This window comes from Candidatus Taylorbacteria bacterium (assembly GCA_039934295.1).
In the GTDB taxonomy this organism is placed as follows: Bacteria; Patescibacteriota; Minisyncoccia; order Phycocordibacterales; family HO2-43-120; genus HO2-43-120.
In genome coordinates, this window is sequence record JBDTMN010000009.1 from 1 (window position 1) to 17,812 (window position 17,812).

General features: G+C 44.3%; 18 protein-coding genes and 3 tRNA genes. 7 read left to right on the forward strand and 14 right to left on the reverse strand.

Translation table 11 applies throughout. From position 1 onward, the window contains the following. Nucleotides 1-490: 490 nt before the first annotated feature. From ABI430_03255 to ABI430_03290, 8 genes are all read right to left on the reverse strand, one after another. On the reverse strand, nucleotides 491-805 hold the full coding sequence (locus ABI430_03255; GenBank protein MEO8637893.1) for an RNHCP domain-containing protein: 315 nt from the start codon (nucleotides 803-805) through the stop codon (nucleotides 491-493). Nucleotides 806-889: 84 nt separating this feature from the next. Beyond that, nucleotides 890-1,729: an A/G-specific adenine glycosylase gene (locus ABI430_03260; protein MEO8637894.1), complete on the reverse strand. Its 840-nt coding sequence runs from the start codon at nucleotides 1,727-1,729 to the stop codon at nucleotides 890-892. A gap of 340 nt (nucleotides 1,730-2,069) precedes the next feature. Then, nucleotides 2,070-2,140 (reverse strand) — tRNA-Pro (locus ABI430_03265). 151 nt (nucleotides 2,141-2,291) lie between these two features. Then, nucleotides 2,292-2,693, reverse strand: a complete 402-nt coding sequence (locus tag ABI430_03270; protein ID MEO8637895.1) for a YraN family protein — start codon at nucleotides 2,691-2,693, stop codon at nucleotides 2,292-2,294. Further along, complete coding sequence (locus tag ABI430_03275; protein ID MEO8637896.1) at nucleotides 2,690-3,091, reverse strand: NUDIX domain-containing protein; 402 nt, start codon at nucleotides 3,089-3,091, stop codon at nucleotides 2,690-2,692. Before ABI430_03275 ends, ABI430_03270 begins: the two co-directional genes overlap by 4 nt. Nucleotides 3,092-3,347: 256 nt before the next feature. Further along, a tRNA-Gly gene (locus ABI430_03280) sits at nucleotides 3,348-3,418 on the reverse strand. Between the two features lie 200 nt (nucleotides 3,419-3,618). After that, nucleotides 3,619-3,690 (reverse strand) — tRNA-Arg (locus tag ABI430_03285). Nucleotides 3,691-3,700: 10 nt separating this feature from the next. Next, the gene (locus ABI430_03290) at nucleotides 3,701-4,375 is read right to left on the reverse strand and encodes a hypothetical protein (GenBank protein MEO8637897.1); all 675 of its coding nucleotides are present in this window, start codon (nucleotides 4,373-4,375) and stop codon (nucleotides 3,701-3,703) included. Between the two features lie 28 nt (nucleotides 4,376-4,403). Here ABI430_03290 and ABI430_03295 point away from each other — a divergent pair, with 28 nt between their 5' ends. After that, entirely contained in the window at nucleotides 4,404-5,966 is a 1,563-nt protein-coding gene (locus tag ABI430_03295) for an HD domain-containing protein (GenBank protein MEO8637898.1), read from the forward strand. Between the two features lie 532 nt (nucleotides 5,967-6,498). Here ABI430_03295 and ABI430_03300 read toward each other — a convergent pair. The 4 genes from ABI430_03300 to xerA all read right to left on the reverse strand — a co-directional run bounded on the left by ABI430_03300 (nucleotide 6,499) and on the right by xerA (nucleotide 8,860). After that, nucleotides 6,499-7,296: an exodeoxyribonuclease III gene (locus tag ABI430_03300; protein ID MEO8637899.1), complete on the reverse strand. Its 798-nt coding sequence runs from the start codon at nucleotides 7,294-7,296 to the stop codon at nucleotides 6,499-6,501. Further along, nucleotides 7,293-7,619 carry a type II toxin-antitoxin system PemK/MazF family toxin gene (locus tag ABI430_03305; protein MEO8637900.1) on the reverse strand — a complete coding sequence of 109 codons (327 nt, stop codon included), beginning with the start codon at nucleotides 7,617-7,619 and terminating at the stop codon, nucleotides 7,293-7,295. The genes ABI430_03300 and ABI430_03305 overlap by 4 nt, the downstream gene beginning before the upstream one ends. Continuing rightward, nucleotides 7,612-7,863 (reverse strand): hypothetical protein, encoded by a 252-nt coding sequence (locus tag ABI430_03310; GenBank protein MEO8637901.1) that lies wholly within the window; start codon nucleotides 7,861-7,863, stop codon nucleotides 7,612-7,614. The genes ABI430_03305 and ABI430_03310 overlap by 8 nt, the downstream gene beginning before the upstream one ends. 82 nt (nucleotides 7,864-7,945) lie before the next feature. Continuing rightward, on the reverse strand, nucleotides 7,946-8,860 hold the full coding sequence (gene xerA / locus ABI430_03315; protein ID MEO8637902.1) for a site-specific tyrosine recombinase/integron integrase: 915 nt from the start codon (nucleotides 8,858-8,860) through the stop codon (nucleotides 7,946-7,948). A gap of 259 nt (nucleotides 8,861-9,119) precedes the next feature. Between xerA and rpsO the strand changes: the two genes are divergently transcribed. Together rpsO and ABI430_03325 are read left to right on the forward strand one after the other, a co-directional pair. Continuing rightward, the gene (gene rpsO, locus ABI430_03320) at nucleotides 9,120-9,389 is read left to right on the forward strand and encodes a 30S ribosomal protein S15 (GenBank protein MEO8637903.1); all 270 of its coding nucleotides are present in this window, start codon (nucleotides 9,120-9,122) and stop codon (nucleotides 9,387-9,389) included. A 332-nt stretch (nucleotides 9,390-9,721) separates the two neighbouring features. Continuing rightward, on the forward strand, nucleotides 9,722-10,279 hold the full coding sequence (locus tag ABI430_03325; protein ID MEO8637904.1) for an NYN domain-containing protein: 558 nt from the start codon (nucleotides 9,722-9,724) through the stop codon (nucleotides 10,277-10,279). A gap of 64 nt (nucleotides 10,280-10,343) precedes the next feature. Here the strand turns inward: ABI430_03325 and ABI430_03330 are convergent, their stop codons facing one another. Beyond that, nucleotides 10,344-10,673, reverse strand: coding sequence for a hypothetical protein (locus tag ABI430_03330; GenBank protein ID MEO8637905.1), 330 nt, complete (start codon nucleotides 10,671-10,673; stop codon nucleotides 10,344-10,346). 299 nt (nucleotides 10,674-10,972) lie between these two features. Between ABI430_03330 and ABI430_03335 the strand changes: the two genes are divergently transcribed. From ABI430_03335 to ABI430_03350, 4 genes are all read left to right on the forward strand, one after another. Next, nucleotides 10,973-13,084, forward strand: coding sequence for a polyribonucleotide nucleotidyltransferase (locus ABI430_03335; GenBank protein ID MEO8637906.1), 2,112 nt, complete (start codon nucleotides 10,973-10,975; stop codon nucleotides 13,082-13,084). 79 nt (nucleotides 13,085-13,163) lie between these two features. Then, a complete protein-coding gene (locus tag ABI430_03340; protein ID MEO8637907.1) occupies nucleotides 13,164-14,306 on the forward strand; it encodes a hypothetical protein in 1,143 nt (380 codons plus the stop codon). Between the two features lie 141 nt (nucleotides 14,307-14,447). Continuing rightward, nucleotides 14,448-14,801, forward strand: a complete 354-nt coding sequence (locus ABI430_03345) for a TraR/DksA C4-type zinc finger protein (protein MEO8637908.1) — start codon at nucleotides 14,448-14,450, stop codon at nucleotides 14,799-14,801. 80 nt (nucleotides 14,802-14,881) lie between these two features. Next, nucleotides 14,882-16,462 (forward strand): YifB family Mg chelatase-like AAA ATPase, encoded by a 1,581-nt coding sequence (locus ABI430_03350; protein MEO8637909.1) that lies wholly within the window; start codon nucleotides 14,882-14,884, stop codon nucleotides 16,460-16,462. A 150-nt stretch (nucleotides 16,463-16,612) separates the two neighbouring features. On the opposite strand, the gene ABI430_03355 is transcribed toward ABI430_03350, so the two are convergent. Then, entirely contained in the window at nucleotides 16,613-17,638 is a 1,026-nt protein-coding gene (locus ABI430_03355; GenBank protein ID MEO8637910.1) for a M23 family metallopeptidase, read from the reverse strand. Nucleotides 17,639-17,812: the final 174 nt, after the last annotated feature.

Sequence of the window (17,812 nt, forward strand, 5' to 3'; positions counted from 1 at the left end):
AACCGTTATCAACTAACGAGAGGCGGAGAGTGCAAAGATGGGTGGCCTTATACATTCAATTGCATATTTTTTCGAGAGTGGTATTATTTTAGTCATGTCATTTATGTTCACAAAGAAGGTCTGCATTACACTCGTCGAGAATGACGCGCGTATTGGGAGTCCATCTTTGTAACTAAATCTCCTTGAGTTTCAAAGACGGGCTCCCAACGGAGTCCGTCTCGTTTGCTTTTCCCTAATACGGAGACGAAGAAAATGAGAGTAGTTCTTCACTCATAACAACGTATGCATTTTATGAATACCAGTAACGACCCCACAGAAATACCACCTGGTTGGGAAAGTGGCCTTCCTTTCCCGAATCCTTACACGGAACAAGATGCCACGGCATCCACCGAACCGCTATCACCCGAGTTGGAAGCAGAGAGACTCTTACATCTCACGCCCCAACTCGACTAGCTGCACACCGTTAGCCAAGGCTAACGGTTTTTTCTTTTTAATTTTGCCGCTTGGCCCTTTCTTCTATAGAAAGCGCGAGGTCCACATTGTCATTTTTGGAAACTACGTTGTTTTTCCTTTGCTTGCACACTACGCACTCATGCACAAGGACAAACGCCCCACCTTTCTTCACAGTGATTCCCACTGGCTTCATTAGCCCCTTACAGGAAGACATCCTGTCCCCCGGAAACACATCCACGTGTTTCCCCCACAAGCATTTCGGGCAATGGTTGGTATAGCCATCCCCTATCACTTTCTCCCCACAGTTTTCGCAGACAAAATCCTCCTTCCTTTTTGTAAATCTTTTTTGCATGCAATAGATTTTTAAACCGTGGAACGACTTTAACAAAGGTTGTAACAAAGGTTCAACCTTTGTCAATTAGGGGTGAACCCTACCTTATTGGATTGTAATTGTTTCTACATTTTTCCTTAAAAACCCTTCGTTTACTAGAGCCTCAAGATTTTTTTCTATCATTCTCACATCGAACGGTAATTCATTAAGTTCATTTAGCGTTGTTTTTCTCTTGTCGGCAACAAATTTGAGGATTCCACCACGGACTTCCCTGTTTGAACCTTTAAACTTCGACTGAATTGCGTAATGCGCGCTCATGCGGTTTGGATTGGGCACTTCAGTTTTTAACATTGCTCCATAATCCATAAGAGCGTAATACCATTCTCGGAAATTTTTCGCCGGCAATGTTTTCTCCACCAAAAACAAAATGTCTTCGTCACGAATTTTCTTTTTATCCTTGAAAAAGTGATGAATAAAAACACGTCGGATATTTGTCTCAATAAAAACAGTAGGGTGATTCCACGCAAATGCCATAATCGAAGACGCGGTTGCCTCCCCTATCCCCGGCAATTCGTCAAGTTCTTCCACGCTCTCTGGCAATGCACCTTTGTATTTTTCCTCCACAATTTCTGCAATTTTCTTAAGCGCAATGGCTCGCCGATTGTAGCCTAACCCCTGCCACAGTACAAGCACATCACGAAGAGATGCTCGAGCGAGCGTCCGAAAATTAGGAAAAATTCTCACAAACGCTTCATACTTCGCCACTACCCTCCCCACTTGGGTCTGCTGAAGCATGATTTCCGACACCAAAATTCTGTACGGATCGAGTTCTCCCTTGGCACGCCGTAGCGAAAGCGTAGGCGGCCTCCACGGGAATTGACGTTTGTTCTTAGCATAAAAATCCCATATAGTTTTCTGGAATTTATTTTTTATTAATGCCCTCATGCTAAATCGAAAAAGATAAGTTGTCGGGGCGCCGAGATTTTCTCCTTACAGGAGCAGTGCCCCTTTCCCATTTTCTCACTTTAAGAAAAGTTCGAAAATATGGGAGAAGGGCTTCAAATCTCGGACGTGAGGCAAGTAGTTGCCTCACTCGCCCCGACAATCATCACTTCGTTCTTCTTGTCGGGGCGCCGAGAACCTCACGTCGTCGAAGACTCCTCCTTAGAAACCCACGGTTTCTAATTCCTCGCAGACTCGGTTTTCCTCCACGGGAAACTCCCGTTTCCCGACCCCTTCCCGAGTTCAAATCTCGGCGCAAAATTTATTTTATAAATTTTTCTTATCGGGGCGCCGAGATTTGAACTCGGACTACATGATCCCAAATCATGGATGCTACCGTTACACCACGCCCCGTTGTTTTTACAACTTTTCAATCTTAGCACAGAAAATGAAAAATGCTATTTTTCTATTTCCTGAATCCTGAATCTTGCCTAAAGCCTGTCGGCTCGGCCGAATAAGGAATCCAAATTCTGATGTCCTTTATAAATGTCCTTTAGATTTTTTGTTACAAAATAATGTCCTTTATAATTTTTACGCCAGCTTTCTGGTCAGTGTCCGATAGATAAACGCAGACAAGATCAAATGTCCACTCCTCATTCTCCCGATGTTTATCAATCAAATACGTCTGAAACACCCTAGAGAGACGCTTTTGCTTCTGATAATGCACGTTATCCTCTGGACGATAGCTAGATGTTACATGTGTAACATCGTCCAAGCTTTCACGTGAAACTGCCTTTACCTCAATGAAATGAAGCTCGTTATCGAATTCAGTGACAATATCAATTTCTCCCCATTTTCTCCAGTAGTTCCTCTCAATTATCTTATAGCCATGTTTCATGAGAAACACACATGCAATATCCTCGCCCTGTGTCCCAACTTTCTTGTTATGACCATCGTGAAGTTTCATGTGAAAGCTTTTTCCTCAATCAGTTTTCTCACATAAGAATCGAGGTCATCCAGTTTCTTCATTTCATCAAGCGTAGCCCATTTATACTCAACGTGCTCCTTGCTTAAAACTGGATCGCCGGAAGCTCTTCCTATATATGTTACACGTGTAACATGCATATCCTTCTTAAGGATATCCTGAACTGAAACAAGCTTCGGGGCCCCTATAATTTGCATCTTCGTTTCTTCTTCTACCTCTCTTTTCAAATTCTCCATGAGAGTGGACCCCGGATTAATTCTCCCTCCGGGTATATCCCACTTGTTTGAGTCGTATATTTCAGGAGAACGTCTCAAAAGGAGGAATTTATTCTCCTTATTTTTCAACAATATTTTCACTCCAACTTGTAGATTTGTGCCCATAACTATTGTTACACATGAAACGGTGTCAAGAGATGACTTAAATTGACCTAAAAGACTCGGCAAATTTGTGTCCTTTTCTAAATTATCCTTATTTTAAGCCGTATTGTGCAATTTAAGGCTTGAAGTTCGCATTTTTCAAGGACTGTCCTTTATCCACATATCCACCGAGTTATCCACAGTTTTGATATTTTCAAAGGCTATTTTCAGACCGAAAAAGACAGGGTGGCTTTCTAATTTTTAATGTCTTTTATATCTGTGCGGGTAGGGGTAATCGAAACCCCGCCTCGTCCTTGGCAAGGACGTGTTCTACCACTAAACCATGCCCGCAATATCAAATAAAATTTTACCACACTCCTCTTTCCTATAAAATTCCGTGTGCACCCGGCAGAATTCGAACATTACATGTTCAGTACCCCGATTGGTTTTTCTGTTCGTGTAGACACTCCGGAAAAAACACAATCGGGCTTCGACTCCTGCACGGAGGCGTCCCACGCTTCCTCTGGTACACAAAAATGCTTCGCATTTTGTGCACCCGGCAGGATTCGAACCTGCAACAACGGTTCCGAAGACCGGTATGATATCCATTTCACTACGGGTGCATATACACACTCAATACGAACTATAATACTTTATTAATAATTTTTGCCAAGCGATTAATTTTCGGAGAACATCGACTCCACCTGTCTTGATCATTAAACTGCCGTTGTAAATCGGGTTTTTTCTTGTTTCCTTTTTACCTGAACCATAAATCGTTTTTAAAAAAACATGAGCCGGCACCTGAATTATTTGCGACCAAAGTTTATCAACCTTGTCATGTTCATACGGTTTATGGATAAATAGTTTATATTTTAAGCCGTTTTTTGGAATCCTTAGATATCTCTCAACCCACTTTATCATAAGTAGCGCCATATCGGGATCCGAGTTTACAAACTGAAAGCAACCACTTCTCTTTCCCCCTTCTGCCCAGTAGAGCGCAATGCCGACAAAGAAAAATTTGTCTCGAATGTTTTCTTTAAATTCTTGGCGGGCAATCTCGTGGACTTTTTTTTCGCGCACGGATTTGCGCATTCTATTTGCGCGACTGGCACTTACTATCCCACTACCCTTCTGCTCAATGACTCTTTTTTTCAGCAACGCACGTTCCATGTCCGTCAGATGAAGACCGGAGAGCCATAGCGATAGCGTGCTCTTCCCGACCGGAACTTTTGCTTGGATATCCCGATAGCTATGCCCCAATTTTCTGAGACGAATAGCGTCACTCCTCTCTTGAACTAACTTCTTCATATTATATAACTATACTATACTGGTTCAAATGGAACAAATTGATTGGGAATTATTTAAAAGAGTGGTAGAATTTAGGTTAATGAAAAAACATTCTGAAAATAGTCAAAAATTTGTGATTCCACCCGAGGTTTCATGTGTAACAAAAACGCTGGAAAAGGCGGGTTTTAAGGCGTATTTAGTAGGGGGGTGTGTCAGAGACCTATTACTTGCTAGGAGACCCAAAGACTGGGACGTTACAACCAACGCCAAGCCCGAAGAGATTATCGCCCTCTTCTCTAATACGTTCTATGAAAACAATTTTGGAACAGTCGGAGTTGTAAACGAGGAAACAAAGGATGAAACACTCAAGGTTGTCGAAGTTACTCCTTTCAGACTCGAGACAACATATTCTGACAACCGTCGGCCGGACGCAGTGAGCTGGAGCGACAACGTGAATGACGACTTAAAGAGGAGAGATTTCACGATAAACGCCATCGCTTTGGAGATAACCGAGGGAGAAGGGGAAAGTTTCATGGGAAACATTATTGACCCATTTGACGGAAGGAGCGACCTCAAACGGAAGATTGTGAAGATAGCGGGCGATGCACACGAAAGGTTGGAGGAGGACGCACTCCGCCTTCTTCGGGGAGTACGAATTGCAACCGAGCTTGATTTTACGATTGATAGTGCCGCGGAAAAAGCAATCATTGCGAATGCAGAACTCTTAAAAAACATCTCACCCGAGAGAATTCGAGATGAGTTTGTAAGGATTATCATGTCGGACAACCCATCAAAAGGTATTCAAATGGCTCAAAATATGGGCATTTTGAAGTTTGTTGTTCCGGAGTTGCTAGAAGGAATTGGCGTCGAGCAGAACAAAGCTCATGCTTTCGACGTGTGGACGCATCTTTTGGAAACCCTGAAACACGCAAAAAAGAAAGAATGGCCACTCGAGATCAGATTGGCAGCTCTTTTTCACGATATTTCAAAACCTGAAACACGCAGGAGAAATCCCAAAACGGGTGAGTGGAGCTTCTATGGTCATGAAGTTGTGGGAGCAAGAGTGACGAAAAACATCCTGACCCGGCTCAAATTTTCAAGAGAAATCATCGCTAAAGTCACAAAGTTGGTGCGTTGGCACATGTTTTTTTCCGACACGGAGCAAATTACTCTCTCCGCAGTAAGGAGAATGATTAATAATGTCGGAAGAGAAAATATTTGGGACCTCATGAATGTGAGAATCTGCGACAGAATAGGCACTGGAAGGCCCAAAGAGGACCCGTATCGCTTGAGAAAATACAAATCAATGATTGAGGAGGCCCTGAAGGATCCTATATCGGTAGGAATGCTTAAAATCAATGGCGCAAGAGTGATGGAAGTCACAAAAATGCCACCAGGACCCAAAATAGGGTATATTTTGCATGCTCTTTTGGAAGAAGTGCTTGAAGACCCAAAGCAGAACACAGCTCAATACCTAGAGGAGAGGGCTCAAAAACTGGCTCTTTTGGATGAAAAAACATTGAAAAATATGGGCGAGAAGGGGAAAGAGAAGAAGGAGGAGATGCAGGAAGAGGATGTAAAGGAGATTAGGAAGAAGTATTGGGTACAGTAGGGGTGTAACGCAAAACGTGTAACGTGTAACGTCTGAAGGGAGAATTTTTTCTTACGTTTTGCGTTACACGCTACACGTTACATGGATAAGAAAACTGCCCGCGAGGGGCATTCTTCGGAGAGTGTCCTTTGGCGAGCAGTAATGGCCCGGCGTTCGAAAGAGTTCGAACTAGATACAGTGGGCAAAATAGGCGCTGTTGAAATGAAACTACTTAATAAACTTAAAAACTTGACTCTAAAAAATCTGCTTCAGCGAAACTATTTTGATGACTGGTACTAAATACCGGGAAATATTCTACTGGTCAAAGAACTTGTTTTTGATGTCCTTTAGAAAGCCTTGGAATTCCTACATGACACCTGACTAATGTCCATTATAAAACTCTAAAGGACATTGTAAAGGACATACCTGTGGATAACTGCCGATAATCAACGAGCGAAGCGACTATGATTATCGAGCATCCTCGCGAAGGCGGGGATCCAAAACGATTTATTAAGGCTGGCTTCCCGTTTCCACGGGAATGACAGGATTAATTCTAAATTCCTATATCTACCATCACCGGACAGTGGTCCGACCCAAAAACTTCGGGAAGAATTTCAGCTTTCTTAATTTTACTTTTGAAATTTTCTGAAACCAAAATGTAGTCAATTCTCCAGCCGACGTTTCGAGCGCGGGCATTTGCAAAATGACTCCACCACGTGTAGAAACCGTTTCCTTTGTGTGAAATCCGAAAGGTGTCAACGAAACCAGCGTCAAGAAAAGCTTGGAAGCCTTCGCGCTCTTCTTTGGTAAATCCCTTTAACCCCTCGTTTTCTTTCGGCCGAGCAAGATCGTCCGAGGTGTGCGCAACATTTAAGTCTCCACAAAAAATGACGGGCTTCTTTTTTTCCAGTGCTTTGCAGTAAGCAAGAAATGCTGGGTCCCAGTGTTTTTCCCGAAGGGGAATCCGACTTAAGTCATCTTTGGCGTTCGGGGTATAAACGGTAACAACATAAAACTTTTCAAACTCCACGGCAATAACGCGCCCCTCGGCAGTGGGGTCGCCGTACTTGTCGGCAACCAAGCCAAATTTGTCCGAAATTTTTGCAGGCAATCCGTTTGCAATCGAAAGTGGTTTGACCTTGGTGAAAATTGCCGTCCCGGAGTAACCTTTTTTTACCGCAGAATTCCAATACTCTTCATATTCCGGCAAGTCAATCACTGCTTGGCCTTTCTCGGCTTTGGTTTCCTGCAGGCATAAAACATCCGGCTTGTATTTTTGCACAAACGGCAGAAAATTACCCTTTTTCACAACCGCCCGTATTCCATTTACATTCCAGGAAATTATTTTCATAGCTCAAATAGTTTCTTTAATTTTTTGTCTATTTCTTTATAAAGTGAAGTTTCAACATAACCAAGTTCTCCCAGAATGATTTTCCTTTGAAGAGTGGCGATTTTATTCATTTTTATCACTGAATTAACTTTTAGACCGTTGGTTTGCGATGCTACAATAGAAATATCAAAATCTCCGGACTTCTTTTCTTTTTTTGAAGATATGAACGCAACAACGCAATCTTCTCCCTTTCGAGACACATGAAGAATGAGTGCCGGGCGAACTTTCTGTCCGGAAAGATCCGTAAAAGGAAAGGGTACAAGTACTATCGCGCCTTTAAACATATTTCTTTTTTAGATCAGATATAGAATAAATATCTGGCTCATTTTTAAGAAAATCGAAGCTCGCAGAATATGCATTGATATTAGTGATTTCATTCATTCCGCTGTTGTATGTGTCGGGAAAGGGTATGAGGAGCGCGTCTATGGAATCACGTCTGCCGATTGCGACAACTTCCCCTAAGTATTTAACCCTGTTCACGATATCCCCGATATTTTTTCTAGCATTTGTTGTAGTAACTATTTTCATATGTACATATTGTACACAAAGTAGGGAATGAGTCAAATGGATAGTCATCATATTCTAAAATCTATCATCAATAATCCATATTCTACCCTTTACTGTTGTGAAACTTCTTATGAATTTCTTTCAAATGTATGTCGGTAACGTGAGTATAAATCTGGGTGGTGCCAATATGAGCATGACCCAAAAGCATTTGAACGGAACGCAGGTCCGCGCCGTTTGAAAGCAGGTCCGTTGCAAAGCAATGGCGAATCACGTGCGGTGTAACCCTTTTGGAAATTCCTGCTTTGATGGCACAGTATTTCACGATACGCTCCACCGAGCGTTTGTCGAGCGCCATATCGCCTTTGGGAGTTTTCTCGATGTTTAATCTTACAAAAAGAGCGTCGTCAACATCCGCGCGCTTATCAAGATATTTCTTGATGGCTGATTTCGCCTCGGGTGAAAGAAAAACGACCCTGACCTTCTCGCCCTTGCCCCGAATAGAAAACTCATCAATCGAAAGGTCAAGGTCGCGCGATAGGGAACAGAGTTCGGAAACACGCAAACCCGTGGAAAAAAGCAACTCCAAAATCGCCCGATCCCGCAATGATTTCAAATCAGACCCGTCGGGGGCATTCAAAAGACGACTGAGTTCCTCTTTGGTAATGAGGTCAAGCTGACGTTCTCCGACCTTGGCGAGCTCGATGGTTTCAGGCGACAGTGACTCCACCCCGCGTTTTGCCAGAAATTTGAGAAAGGAGCGGAGAGCAATGAGATAATAGTTTTGCGTTTTCTTTTTAAGCGTGTCGCCTTGATTCGAGTTTTTCCAGCCCGGCTGGCGATTGAGCCAGAGGCGAAATTCGCGGATTACGTCAATCGTAATCTCCTCGGGATTTTTTAACTTTCCATATTCAAAAAAACGCGATAGATAGTGGTCATAATTTTCCACCGTTTTGAGCGACCTGCCTTTTTCGATTTCAATATACTCCAAAAATTGCAGTTTTAGTTCATGAAGCTCCATCCCGTAGTAGAAAATGACATCGCTCTTTTGGAGCTTCTGTCATCGTCTCACAATTATTTAGTAACGTAACTCCATTCAGCACGCCGTTTCCAAAGTAATACTGTACTTCAATGTCATTTTTCACTACGGGATCCATAAAGTGCAGTATACCATGTCGCACAATATTGAGTGCAGTGATATTGAATCAAGGTCCCTCTAACGAAAAGATGCGGAAAAAAGGTTGCAAAAAATAGAGTTTTGTGATACTATGTATGCCACTATGTTAACCAGAACAAAAAAGCAAAAAACAATCAAGGAAGCGAGAGTTCATGACAAAGACACCGGTTCGCCCGAAGTGCAGATAAGCATTTTGACGAAACGGATAGATGAGCTTGCAAAACATCTGAAAAAAAACAGCAAGGACAAGCACTCACGAAGAGGGCTCTTACAGATGGTTGCCGACAGGCAGACTCATATGAAGTATCTCGCAAAAAAAAGCACACGAAGATACAACTCAATGATCGCGAAACTCGATTTGAAGAAGAAGTAATTAAATGTCTCGAGAGTTATCTCGAGACATTTAATAAATCCGCAGAATTCCCCACAGCTCTGCTGTGGGGATGAATGCGGAGTTTGGGGAAGGGGGTCGGGGAAACGGGAGTTTCCCCGTGGCGGAAAGTAGCGAGTCTGCGAGCGTTGAGAACCGAGGGGTTCTCAAAATAAAATGCGCTCGCCGAATACCCGCTAGCTCTGCTACGGGGATAGGACGAGCGCTATTTTATTTATGAGCTCTATTCTGTTATAGTTAGGGTAGTTTTTTTAAAAATCGGTTTTTAATTTAAAAGCTAAAAGCTAACACCTAATAGCTAGAAGCTTATTTTTATGACAGTAATCAAACATAAAGAACAAAAAGTCGGTATTTTTATTGATACGCAAAACCTTTACCATAGCGCGAAGAATCTCTATGGCGCGAAAGTGAACTTCGGCCAGATTGTAAAAGACGCGCTCGCGGGACGAATTCTTATTCGAGCCGTCGCCTATGTAATCACCACGGAGTCCGGAGAGGAAAGGGGATTTTTCGATGCGCTTGAGAAGGTGGGAATCGAGACAAAAACGAAAGACCTTCAGATTTTCTCGGGGGGAAGCAAAAAAGCGGACTGGGATGTGGGGCTCGCCGTAGACACGATTAAAATGGCGCCCAAACTTGATGCGGTAATCTTGGCTTCCGGCGATGGCGACTTCGTGCCTCTGGTTGAATATCTGAAAAACGAAGGATGCCAGGTGGAAGTGATCACTTTCGGACGCTCCACTTCGGCAAAACTCAAAGAAGTCGCGGACGACTTCATCGACCTCGACCAAAATCCGCGAAAATATCTCTTGGGCGGACCGTCCTATCGAAGAACTCCCCCTCAAAGACCAGAGACGCAGGAAAAAAAGTAGGGGAGAAAGAATATGGAAGAGGATAAGAGAAATTAAAAAAAGAGCCGAGAGGAAATCTCGGCTTTTATTGTTTCTCTCGGAGCGCTGACTGCCACCGACTGTTTTGAGCAATGTATCCTAGAACAGTAGGAGTAGTGAGAGGGACCCCGAAATGTCCTCCGCAATGTTTGCAACAGAGAACCGCAATTCCCACATATTTGCCAATTGGGGACGTCGTAAAACCGATTACGGCATCAAACCAAAGCATAGCGCCTCGTTGTGCACAGTCTATCATACAACCGTAGGAGAACTGCAAACAGAGAGGGCATGTGTAACTGGAATCTGTAAGAGGCAGAGTCCTCTCCGCTTGAACGCCCCAGTCGAAAGAAGGCTCGTCTCTTGAATCGGTGTTCATAGTTTTTTTATTTTTGCTGTTCCACGATTAGTATAACAGAGCGTCCCACCGAAACAATATTGAAGCTGGCAAAAAAAAAGTTTTCTGATAAACTGAATTCATTATTCATTATGAGGTCTTCAAATAGATAGATTTCTCTCGAAATCTAGAATTTGGAGATCTCTATTTTAAGCAATTTCTAATTCCTAATTAATGACAAAATCTGATTTTGTCATCCCCGCAAAAGCGGGAATCTAGGTTAATCTGGTCCCCGCATCAGCGGGGATGACAGAGGGAGGAAGAATTGCTCGCATAATTGTATGGAGAAAAAGCATTATTCTATTCAAGTCGGAGGAAAAACATTGACCGCAGAGTTTACTGACCTCGCGGAGCAGGCGCACGGCTCGGTTTTGTTAAAATACGGTAATACCGTTGTGTTGGCGACAGCCGTAATGGCAAAGCACGCCAAAGAAGGTGGCGACTACTTTCCGCTCACTGTCGAATATGAGGAGAAGTTTTACGCCACGGGAAAAATTTTAGGCTCCCGATTTGTAAGAAGAGAAGGAAGACCCTCGGATGAAGCGGTTCTCTCGGGAAGAATTGTGGACAGAACCATCCGGCCATTGTTCCCACAATACATGCGGAATGACGTGCAGGTCATCATCACTATCCTCTCCATTGAAGAGGACGACCCGGATGTAATCGGAGTGCTCGCGGCATCGCTTGCCTTGGGTACTTCTCACATTCCATGGAACGGCCCCGTTTCGGCGATCCGAATCGGCAAAATTAAAGACAATGACAATTGGATTATCAACCCGACCTATGTTTTAAGGGAAAATCCGGAGGCGGAATTCGAACTCGTTGCATGCGGGAAAGACGGGAACATAAACATGATCGAGCTTTCGGGAGATGAAGCTCTTGAAAGCACTATCGTCCTCGCTCTCAAGGAAGCTTCTAAGGAAATAGAACTTCTGCAGGAGTTTCAGAATAAAATAATAAAGGAAATCGGAAAGAAAAAAAGAGTTATCCTGAAACCTGAAACTTCAGAAAACATCATCTCGCTTTTCAAAGAAAAAATAAAGCCGGAGCTCTCCAAGATTGTCATGAGCGGACCGGGGTCAGGGAGGATTGGCGATTTAAAGGACGAATGGGTGGCTCTTTTGGAAAAAACATATCCGGAAGAAAGCGCGTCAATGGCAGAACAATACTTTGAGGAAGAAGTGAATAATTTTATTCATACGGAAGCGATTGAAAACGGCAAGAGACCGGACGGCCGTGGATTCGACGAAATCCGTCCGCTCTTCGCTCAAGCCGGCGGAATTTCTCCCATTCTCCACGGGTCGGGCATTTTTTACCGAGGAGGAACCCATATTCTTTCGGCGCTGACCTTAGGAGGCCCCGGGGATTCGCAAGTCATCGAGGGAATGGAAGTGGAAGCGAAGAAACGCTTTATGCATCACTACAATTTTCCGCCTTTCTCCGTTGGCGAGACGGGACGCGTAGGCGGAATGAACAGAAGAATGATCGGTCATGGCGCACTTGCGGAGAAAGCCCTACACCCCATGATTCCTTCTAAAGAAACGTTTCCTTACACTATTCGCATCGTATCCGAAGCCCTGGCCTCCAACGGTTCCACCTCGATGGGCTCCGTGTGCGCCTCGACGCTCGCGCTTATGGACGCGGGTGTGCCTCTGAAGCGCCCGGTTGCAGGAATTGCGTCTGGACTTATGCTCAAAGACACAGAAAATTACAAAATCCTCACCGATATACAGGGTCCGGAAGATCATCACGGCGATATGGACTTTAAAGTGGCGGGAACATCGGAAGGGGTGACCGCAATTCAAATGGACGTCAAAGTTGGCGGCATTCCCGTCACAATTTTGGAGAAAGCTTTCGAAAAGGCAAAAGTCGCCCGAATCTTCATCCTTTCAAAAATGAAAGAAGTGATCGCCGAACCAAGAAAAGACATCTCGCCCCGAGCGCCGAAAATCCTCATCCTGAAAGTAAAAATTGACCAGATCGGGCTTGTCATCGGGCCGGGAGGAAAGACGATAAACGGCATCAAGGACAAAACCGCCGTCGAAGAAATCACTATCGAAGAAGACGGCACTATTTTCATTACGGGCAAAAACGGGAGCGCGGAGAAGGCATTCCAAATCATTTCCGAGATGACCCGCGAATACAAGGCAGGGGAGCGTTTCGAAGGCGAAGTTGTTAAAATTCTCGACTTTGGAGCATTCGTGCGCATCGGCGCAAACGCGGAAGGTCTTGTGCATATTTCGGAAATCGCTCCGTTTCGGGTTGACCGAATCGAAAAATACTTGAAAGAGGGCCAGAAAGTCCCCGTGATTGTAAAGGAAATCGACGAAAAGAAAAGAATCAATCTTTCAATCAAAGCGGCAGACCCCAATTTCATTTTGGAGAAAAAATAAAATTGGGGTCTGCCCGCGTGTTACATATTGCAAAATTGCATAGTATAATAATGGAATAATCAATTACTCGTAACACACGATGGAAAACAAAGACCCTAACAATCAATATCTAAGCGAGGCTCAAAAAATAGCTTCCATTCGAACGCTCGAAAGCGATATTGCAAGAGCGAAAGAAGAAAAAGATGCCGGAGGTGAAATTACCGACTTGCAACCGAACACAGAAATCCCTGTCCCGCCTCCAACGCCTCTTCCTCAAATACCTCAAAAAAAAGAGCTCCCTCCGGAGCCCCCGCAAGATAATCCCTTTGTGCGTTCAGATCTTCTGCCTTTCAAAGACGGTGAGGCGCCGGAGAATCCAAAGAAACTGCAATTTGAAGTGAGTCCGCTTCGCACGTACACAAACGACGTGGCGCAGGCGGTTCAGTCGGGAAACACCTCGCTCATCCAGATTGCGGTAGCGGAACAAAAAGAAAAAGAGCAAGACCGAATAGTGGAAAAAGCCGGAAAAAGCCGTACCCACAAAAATGTTTTCTTGATAGTGGCAAGCTTAATAATGCTCTCCCTTGGAGCGGGCATTTTGTACTATGGAATCTTCTTAAAAAAACCGGACGAACCCATCGTCAGTCCCGTAAAAATTGAACTCATCAATTCCGAAAGTCAGAAAGAAATCACTTTCAACGGAGACCGTGAAAAGCTCCTTTTGGATCTTGAAAAGGAGATGAGCGCGGTGCTCGCCACCTCATCTGTCCGAATACTAAAAGTGATAGACTCGACAACGGCCAAAATGATTCCTGCCCCACAATTTCTGTCCCTCATCGCTCCAAACGTGCCGTCATACCTCGCCCGCTCCTTGAACCCGGAATTTGCCCTCGGCATTTACTTCAATCAGAAGTCGAGACCATTCCTTATATTCAAAATAGACTCCTACGAAAACACCTTTGGCGGGATGCTCAAATGGGAAGAAAATATTTCGGGTGATTTAGGAAGACTGTTTTTAACTCTGGACAATCAGAATCAATCTAATCTGGAAGTAGGTCTCGCGGGGAGCGTCTTCAAGGACAGCGTAATTAAAAATCAAGATATACGGTTCATGACGGGAAAAAACGGCGACGTCATTCTCCTCTATGCATTCATAAATAAAGATCTCTTAATCATCACTACGGATCCCACCGTATTGACTGAACTTACCGATAGAATACGGAGAGCGCAGATACTAAGATAATCATGTAACTTGTAACATGTAACATGTAAAGATCCAGAGAGGGTTTTCTTTTTGATTTGACTTATGTTATATGTTACATGCTACATGTTACATTTCTTATCCAGATGTTGCGTGCTTTGTTTCTTCTGCTACTATTACGTCATGAATAACGAACCATACAAAAAAAGCCTCGAAGATGAGTTAAAAAGAGTCGTGGCGGAACTAAAAACAGTTGGCAATGTTAATCCTAAAAATCCCAACGATTGGGAAGCGACTGTGCAGGGGAATATTGACCAAGCCGACGAAAGCGAAATTGCCGAAAAAATCGAGTCGTTCGATGAAAACCACATGATTGTCGAACAGCTGGAAATCCGATCGAACGAAATCAAGCGCGCTTTAGGCAGAATCCAAGATGGAAGTTATGGCAAATGCCTCGTTTGCGGAAAAATAATCGAAGAAAAAAGGCTTTTAGCGAACCCTGCCGCAGAGACCTGTGTTGAGCACATGCAAAGATAGCTTTTAGGTGCCAGCTATTAGCTACTAGCTTTAAATGAAAGAAACCTAACGTCTGAAAGATCACAGCTAAAACCTAAACTATGTCATTCGCTAAAGTCTACAGCGCCCAGACGAGCCTCCTCAAGCCCTACACAGTCGACATCGAAGTGGACCTCTCAAACGGGCTCCATGCGTTCTCCGTCGTAGGACTCGGCGACAAAGCTGTCGACGAATCAAAGGACAGAATCTCCGCGGCCATAAAAAATTCCGGGTTCGGTTTCAAATCTCCGAAAAATAAAAATCAAAAAGTGGTGGTATCTCTGGCTCCGGCGGACATAAAAAAAGAGGGGCCGATTTTCGATCTCGCCATCGCTCTTGCCTATCTTCTCGCTTCAGAGGAAATCGAATTCGACCCGAAAAAAAAGCTGTTCTTGGGAGAACTTTCTCTCGACGGAGAAGTGAGAAAAATAAACGGCGTACTGCCCCTCGTTGACTACGCGAAAAAAAGAGGATTTGAAGAAGTATACCTTCCGGCCCAAAATGCGAAAGAGGGGGCGCTTATTGAAGGCATCTCGATTTTCGCGGTAAACACGCTCAAAGATGCGATAAACCATCTACATCATGGAGAGACAATCGGCAAAGAGGAGAATGAGAAGCCTCACTCAAAAATCGAACTCTCTCCGCAGGAAAAAACAGAAGTTGAGTACAAAGATGAAGAATTTTCTGTTGATTTTGCCGACATCAAAGGTCAGGAAGGTGCGAAAAGGGGACTTGAAATCGCCGCCGCAGGCGGACACAACCTCGCAATGTTCGGCCCCGCCGGAACGGGAAAAACCATGCTCGCAAAAGCCTTTGCCCACGTCCTTCCTCCGCTTACTTTCCCCGAAATTTTGGAAACGACAGGAATCCACTCGGTGGCGGGATCTTTGAAAGACACCCTCGTCACTCATCCGCCTTTCCGCTCACCGCATCATACCTCTTCCTACGTCTCATTGGTCGGAGGCGGAACATACCCGAAGCCCGGCGAAATAACCCTGGCGCATCGAGGAGTGCTTTTCCTTGATGAGTTTCCCGAGTTCGAGAGGAGAGTAATTGATTCTCTTCGGCAACCGCTCGAAGAGCGAGTGGTGTCAATTTCCCGAGCTAAGGGCTCAACGCTATTTCCGGCAAATTTTATTCTGATTGCCGCCATGAATCCCTGCCCGTGCGGGAACTACGGCATTCAGGGAAAACAGTGCATCTGCAGTCCCATCCATATTGAAAGGTACAAAAGAAAAGTATCCGGACCGATCGTGGACAGAATCGACCTATGGATCGAGGTCTCAAAAGTCGAGCACGAAAAACTTTCGAAAAAAAGCGCGACAGGAGTGACAACAAAAGAGCTTCGCGAAAAAATAGTGAAAGCCAGAAAAATTCAAGCGAAACGGTTTAAGGGGAACAAAAGAGACATCAAGACTAACAGTGAAATGGGCGTGAAAGACTTAGAAAAATATGTTGCGCTCTCCGAGCCCGTCATAGATATCTTGAATCAGTCGGCTCGGACCCTCGACCTCTCCGCCCGCTCGTACCACCGGCTTATTAAACTATCCCGAACCATCGCCGACCTCGAGAATTCGGAGGAGATTGCTCCGGAACATCTCTACGAAGCTCTGCAATACCGACCGAAAAGAATCGCTTCGTAATACCCAACAAAAAAACGCCTTTCGGCGTTTTTTTGTTGGGTATTATCTAGACTCACCAGCGCACGTTTTAAAAATGTAGGCTGATGAATCCAGAATCCTCGCCTGCGTCTGACTTCGGACTGCTGGCAATACCAAATTTCTTATTCTACACTAAAACGGATTTTTCGCTCCTCGAACTTCAAAGTGAAGATGGTTACCAGTCGGACCAACTACGTTACCACTGTGACCAACCTCGCCAATTTTTTGCCCTTGCGAAACAGTTGCTCCAGAGGAGACAGTGACTTTACTCATATGGGCATAAAGGGTTTGGGTTCCATTTCCATGCTTTATCACCACATAACTTCCGTATCCTCCATTCCATCCATTACTCTTGCTCACAATGACAACACCCGTGGCAGAAGCGACGATTGGAGTACCAAGAGGTGCACCGATATCAATCCCATTATAACCGTGCAATCCCTGAGTTTTTACTCCCTTTGTCGGTCTCAAGTAATAATTTGAAGTGATTTGAGTCTTGAAGGCGGATTTCGGAGGAGAAACAAAAGCAACTTCAGCGTCAGGAATCATTATTATCTGCCCAACTTTAAGCGAAGCATCTTCTTTGAGGTCGTTGTAGGCAAGAATTTCCGATTTATCAGCTTTGTACTGAAGGGTAATCGATTTTACAGTATCACCAGATTTTACGACGTGATTGATTCCCGATATAGGAAGAATGACCAATGTCTGGCCTTCCTTGAGCAGACCACCGGGAATATCGTTGGACCAGAGAATCGTGTTTGTCGAGACTTCAAACATTTCCGCAATCTCCGACAGGGTATCGCCAGAGCGCACCGTATAGACGCTAATCTCGCGATTGAGCTCCTCTATATGAGATAAAGTGCCCAAGGGTCCCATCTCTCCTTGAAGAGCGTCCCCGTCAACTACATTTATATCGCCCCCTCCCTTGGCATCGCGGTTTGGATTGGAATCTCCCTGAAGAAGGTTCATGGTCTGGGTATTGTCGTAGACTTCGGCTGTTTCCTGGCTTTGCTCTACCACCATGAGGTCTGAAATAAAAGAAACAATGCCAGCCTTGGCATTGTTGGGGAGAAGCGCAGACGAAAAAAGAATAATTCCAATGAGGAACATCCTTGAAAAAAGGCTGTATTTTACCTGATTCTTGCCCTCTTGAGGCATATTCGTAAAATCAGGTTTTTCTGGAGTAATATGAATAGTTTTTATATTAAGGTCGTACAGGATGCATCAACTTTTTCCCAAGAGCCTGTTCATAATCTAATGCCTAGATGAAATGTCCAAAATTCGATGCGAAAATCGGATAGTTCGACGAGGCATATCGGGATATGTCGAGGA

Excerpts from the sequence above, each read along its gene's own strand:
- xerA (MEO8637902.1), bottom strand. The coding sequence starts at position 8,860 with ATGGAGCTTCATGAACTAAAACTGCAATTTTTGGAGTATATTGAAATC.
- ABI430_03255 (MEO8637893.1), bottom strand. The coding sequence starts at position 805 with ATGCAAAAAAGATTTACAAAAAGGAAGGAGGATTTTGTCTGCGAAAAC.
- ABI430_03335 (MEO8637906.1), top strand. The coding sequence starts at position 10,973 with ATGGAGAAAAAGCATTATTCTATTCAAGTCGGAGGAAAAACATTGACC.
- ABI430_03345 (MEO8637908.1), top strand. The coding sequence starts at position 14,448 with ATGAATAACGAACCATACAAAAAAAGCCTCGAAGATGAGTTAAAAAGA.
- ABI430_03355 (MEO8637910.1), bottom strand. The coding sequence starts at position 17,638 with ATGCCTCAAGAGGGCAAGAATCAGGTAAAATACAGCCTTTTTTCAAGG.
- ABI430_03350 (MEO8637909.1), top strand. The coding sequence starts at position 14,882 with ATGTCATTCGCTAAAGTCTACAGCGCCCAGACGAGCCTCCTCAAGCCC.
- ABI430_03275 (MEO8637896.1), bottom strand. The coding sequence starts at position 3,091 with ATGGGCACAAATCTACAAGTTGGAGTGAAAATATTGTTGAAAAATAAG.
- ABI430_03295 (MEO8637898.1), top strand. The coding sequence starts at position 4,404 with ATGGAACAAATTGATTGGGAATTATTTAAAAGAGTGGTAGAATTTAGG.
- ABI430_03270 (MEO8637895.1), bottom strand. The coding sequence starts at position 2,693 with ATGAAACTTCACGATGGTCATAACAAGAAAGTTGGGACACAGGGCGAG.
- ABI430_03330 (MEO8637905.1), bottom strand. The coding sequence starts at position 10,673 with ATGAACACCGATTCAAGAGACGAGCCTTCTTTCGACTGGGGCGTTCAA.
- ABI430_03325 (MEO8637904.1), top strand. The coding sequence starts at position 9,722 with ATGACAGTAATCAAACATAAAGAACAAAAAGTCGGTATTTTTATTGAT.
- ABI430_03305 (MEO8637900.1), bottom strand. The coding sequence starts at position 7,619 with ATGTTTAAAGGCGCGATAGTACTTGTACCCTTTCCTTTTACGGATCTT.
- ABI430_03340 (MEO8637907.1), top strand. The coding sequence starts at position 13,164 with ATGGAAAACAAAGACCCTAACAATCAATATCTAAGCGAGGCTCAAAAA.
- ABI430_03310 (MEO8637901.1), bottom strand. The coding sequence starts at position 7,863 with ATGAAAATAGTTACTACAACAAATGCTAGAAAAAATATCGGGGATATC.
- ABI430_03290 (MEO8637897.1), bottom strand. The coding sequence starts at position 4,375 with ATGAAGAAGTTAGTTCAAGAGAGGAGTGACGCTATTCGTCTCAGAAAA.
- rpsO (MEO8637903.1), top strand. The coding sequence starts at position 9,120 with ATGTTAACCAGAACAAAAAAGCAAAAAACAATCAAGGAAGCGAGAGTT.
- ABI430_03300 (MEO8637899.1), bottom strand. The coding sequence starts at position 7,296 with ATGAAAATAATTTCCTGGAATGTAAATGGAATACGGGCGGTTGTGAAA.
- ABI430_03260 (MEO8637894.1), bottom strand. The coding sequence starts at position 1,729 with ATGAGGGCATTAATAAAAAATAAATTCCAGAAAACTATATGGGATTTT.